The sequence below is a fragment of the Aminivibrio pyruvatiphilus genome (assembly GCF_004366815.1).
Classification (GTDB): domain Bacteria; phylum Synergistota; class Synergistia; order Synergistales; family Aminobacteriaceae; genus Aminivibrio; species Aminivibrio pyruvatiphilus.
In genome coordinates, this window is the sequence record NZ_SORI01000046.1 from 1 (window position 1) to 3,900 (window position 3,900).

7 protein-coding genes are annotated in these 3,900 nt (G+C 59.1%); all 7 read left to right on the forward strand.

The window, feature by feature from the left end:
* A partial coding sequence (locus C8D99_RS14940) for a PspA/IM30 family protein (protein WP_133959299.1) occupies positions 1-618 on the forward strand: 618 nt, incomplete at its 5' end.
* A complete protein-coding gene (locus tag C8D99_RS14945; RefSeq protein WP_133959300.1) occupies positions 611-1,045 on the forward strand; it encodes a YbjN domain-containing protein in 435 nt (144 codons plus the stop codon). The genes C8D99_RS14940 and C8D99_RS14945, both read left to right, overlap by 8 nt.
* A 28-nt stretch (positions 1,046-1,073) precedes the next feature.
* Positions 1,074-1,295, forward strand: coding sequence for a hypothetical protein (locus C8D99_RS14950; protein WP_133959301.1), 222 nt, complete (start codon positions 1,074-1,076; stop codon positions 1,293-1,295).
* Between the two features lie 58 nt (positions 1,296-1,353).
* The gene (locus C8D99_RS14955) at positions 1,354-1,863 is read left to right on the forward strand and encodes an E3 ubiquitin ligase family protein (protein ID WP_274542694.1); all 510 of its coding nucleotides are present in this window, start codon (positions 1,354-1,356) and stop codon (positions 1,861-1,863) included.
* A gap of 19 nt (positions 1,864-1,882) precedes the next feature.
* Positions 1,883-3,091 carry a leucine-rich repeat domain-containing protein gene (locus C8D99_RS14960; RefSeq protein WP_133959303.1) on the forward strand — a complete coding sequence of 403 codons (1,209 nt, stop codon included), beginning with the start codon at positions 1,883-1,885 and terminating at the stop codon, positions 3,089-3,091.
* Positions 3,092-3,154: 63 nt separating this feature from the next.
* Positions 3,155-3,445: a helix-turn-helix domain-containing protein gene (locus C8D99_RS14965; RefSeq protein ID WP_166670239.1), complete on the forward strand. Its 291-nt coding sequence runs from the start codon at positions 3,155-3,157 to the stop codon at positions 3,443-3,445.
* Positions 3,446-3,550: 105 nt separating this feature from the next.
* Positions 3,551-3,900: hypothetical protein (locus C8D99_RS14970; RefSeq protein ID WP_133959305.1), on the forward strand; the 350-nt coding region annotated here is incomplete at its 3' end.

Genomic DNA, 3,900 nt, shown 5'->3' on the forward strand with positions numbered 1-3,900 from the left:
ATGGAAGATCCTGAAAAGATGGTCAAGCAGATGATCATCGAAATGGAAGAGGCCCTCGTCAAGGCCACTTCCGGGCTGGCAAAGGCGATGGCCAACGAGCAGAGCCTCAGGAAGCAGCAGACCCTGGCCATGACCCAGGCAAAGCAGTGGGAAGACAAGGCCGCTCTGGCCCTCAGGGCGGGCAATGCGGACCTGGCAAAGCAGGCCCTCTCGAAGAAGATGATCTACGACGGCCAGGCGAAGCAGTATGACGCCATGGTGGCCCAGGCGTCAGGAACCACGACACAGCTCAGGGGCCAGCTCGACAGCCTTAAAACGAAGCTTGACGAGGCCCGGATGAAGCAGGCCACCCTGGTGGCCCGGGCCCAGGCGGCGAAGACCCAGAAGGAATTTTCCACTGTGCTGGGGACGAACGTGGGACAGGGAGCCTTCGCCAAGTTCGACAAAATGGAAAAGAAGATCGAGGGAATGGAGGCGGAAGCCCAGGCCTTCTCCGAGCTTTCCGGCGAGGCGGCTGCCGATGACCCCTTCAGGGACATGGAAAAAGACATGCAGCTCGAGGCGGAAATGGCGAAGCTCATGGAAAAAATGAATGCGGGAGGTGGCGCAGGTGCATAAGTTTCCGGTGCTCAGGGACGGAGTGAACCAGCCCCTGCTCGAGGACGTGCGGAAAAAAGTGGACGGCTACCTGGCGGAGCTTTTCGACGGGGAGGACCTCGTGAAAGTGGACGGCCTGGTTTCCTTCACCTTCGGGAGCGCCACCATCCAGGTGACCGTCAATCCCTGGCATTCGGAGGACGTGCTGGTCAAAGTCTTTTCCTATCTCGCGGACAACGTGGACCCGGGCAGGGCCTCCGCTGAATTCATGAGACTGAACTCGGATCTCCCCCTCGGGGCCTTCTCCCTGACCTTCGACAACACGGTCATGCTCTCCTGTTCGCTGCCGGGGGCAAGCCTGGACAAAAACGAGCTTGTCGGCGCCCTGCAGACCGTGGCGGCCTACGCGGACCAGTATGACGACATCCTGAAGGAGATGTACCGGTAGTCCTAGTCTGACCAAAGGAGGGGATGGAATGAACATGTTTGCTCTTGCTGCAGGCGGCCTGCTGGCGGCGGGAGGCGCGTATCTCGCCTTCGTCCAGAAGAAGAAAACCGAGGGAATGCTCACGGAGCTCAAGTTTATGAAGGCCATGCCGCTGCAGGAACTTCACGGCACATGGAAGTCTCTGTGCGACGAGGGCATGGGGGACGGTTTCCGGGATTTCATCGAAACCAACGGAGCCCGCCGCCACTGACGGAGAGCTCATCGCTCCCTACAGCGGGCAGCCTTGCGCGTACTACGAGGCCACGGTCCTGAGGGAATACGAGAAGCAGGAAACGTCCACCGACAAGGACGGAAAGGTGAGGACCAACAGGACGAGGGGGTCCGAGACGGTTTCGTCCCAGAAGAGCCCCTCTCCCCTCTATGTTGCCGACGGCGACGTGAAGGTAGGCATCGACCTCGACGGGGCGACCCTTCACCTCAGGGACGGCGCCGACAGGTTCGAGCCCTATGAAAGCAATAAATCCTACACCTTTTTCGGAGTCCAGTTCTCGTCCCCCTCAGGGGTCCGGACTCTCGGCTTCAAGTACAGGGAGAAAATCATCCCCCTGGGACACCCTCTCTACGTGGCGGGGGAGGCCCGGCAGTCGGCGGGAAACCTGCGCATCGGAAGACCGTCCGAAAAGGGAAAGCCCTTCATCGTCTCGGTGAAGTCGGAGGAAGAAGTGACTGCGGGCGTGGAAGGCAAGGCGAAAACCCAGTTTTACATAGGCATCGCCCTTGTGGTGATCGGCCTGGCCATAGCCCTGTTCGTGAAATAGGGGAAGGAGGAACGGAAAAATGAAGGGAAGACCGGTAACGGCAGTTCTGGCGATGTTGTTCGTTCTCGCGGTTTCAGCGGCGGCGTTTGCGGCGGATCCAAAGTATACGAAGAGTTCCGTCTTCGGCCCGAAGATCACCGACGGGGTGACCGACGAATTCCTCCAGATGGTCCGGGACGATCCTGACATCAAGAAGGGCAAGCCCCTCCGTCTCGGGGGAGCCGTCACCGACGACGACCTGAAGAAAGTCGCCTCCCTCGCGGATGTCCTGACTGGGCTTCTTCTGGAGCGAACCGACCAGGTGACCGACCTTTCTCCTCTCTCGAACCTCTCCGGCCTCACCTACCTGAAGCTTGACAGCCTCAAGGGGATCAGAACCCTCGCTCCCCTCGGGGCCCTTGTGAAGCTGAAGGAGCTGGAGATCCGGCAGGTGGAGTATCCCGACCTCGCATTCCTGGCCGGCATGAACGACCTGGAGTCCCTGGTCTTCTTCATGCAGCCCAAAACTATTGAGGACATTTCTCCCCTGAAGGGTAAGGCGAAGCTGAAGAGACTTCACCTCTATTCGGCGCCCGTGACGGATATCTCTGTTCTTGCCGAGCTCGCAGAACTCGAGGACCTGAGCCTCTACATGATCAAGGCGGACGACCTGTCGCCCATAGGCGGGCTGACGAAGCTGAAGAGACTGAGCCTGTACGCAATTCCAGCCACGGACATGTCCCCCGTGGAAAACCTGACGGAGCTCCGCTATATCTGGATCTATGCCACGAAGTTCGAGGACTATTCTCCCCTGACGAAACTCACGAAGCTCGAGGAGCTTCACGGCGGTCTCTCCAAGCTGGACACCCTGGAGTACGTGGAGTTCATGCCGAAGCTCAAGATAGTGAAGATGCTCCGGGAGGACATCATCGACGTGTCGCCCCTGGCGAAATGCCCGGACCTCACCGAGGTCGTCATTGAGTCCATCACAGGTCCCGTGGACCTTGCCGTCTTCGCGGGCCACAAGAAGCTGACCGCCCTGGACGTGGAGGGCTGCAGGGTGCTCAACCCGGAGGCTATCACGGCGCTGCCCCGGCTGGAAAGGCTGGACCTCCAGAAGACCGAGGGCGTGGCTGATTTCTCCATGTTCAAGGATCTGCCGAAACTGAAGTACATCTACGCAAAGGTTGGCCAGTTCCCTGACGAACAGATCGCACCCTACGGAAAGATTGCGATCATCCAGAAATAGGCCCGAAGGGGGAAGAGAGCCCCTCTTCCCCGGATGCCTGTTTCATGAGGGGGAATGATAGTCATGGAAGTGCGTTTTCCCGCTCATCCGGAGAGGGGGAACTCCGGGAGAAGCGCGAGGAAGAAAGGTCCTTCGAAGGAGGAACTGCGGATCAGGCTGCAGCTCGCACCCTTCAGCCTGACGAAAAAGGAGACGGAGATCACGCTGCTTCTTCTTGAGGGGCTCAAGAGAGATGAAATACTTGAGAACTGCGAGATTACGAACAATACCCTCAAGACCCACATCCGACAGATTTACAGGAAACTCAGCGTCACGGGAAGAGGGGACATCCCGGCAAAAATAGGATTGGCGTGACAGCGGTTCAATGGTGGAGTAATGTAGTGCCACCCCGGAGCGTCCGGGGAAAACGAACCGGAAGAACCGCAGAAGGTCTTCCGGGCTCCCAAGGAGGAGATTCTCATGAAAAAAAGGTTTTCCGCGCTGTTCCTTTCCCTGGTCCTGGTGGCGTTCCTTGCGGCACCGGGCTGGACGGGCACCCTCGATGCGCTGCCCCAGTGGCCGGACTCGGCCATGTACGGGGTGGTCAATCTCGAGAAGCCCAATGAATTTGTCCAGCGCCTGGTGGATTCCTACCTTTTCAAGGTGGTTACGGCCCTCGACCCGGAGATCAAGATGGCGGAAGAGTGGCTCCGGCAGTTCCCCGTCGCATCAGCTTCCGTGGCCGTGGGCTATGGTGAGAAGGGATTCTCCCTGCAGGGGGCGATCCGTTTCACCGACGCAAAGAAGGACATCCTCGCCCGGATGGCCGA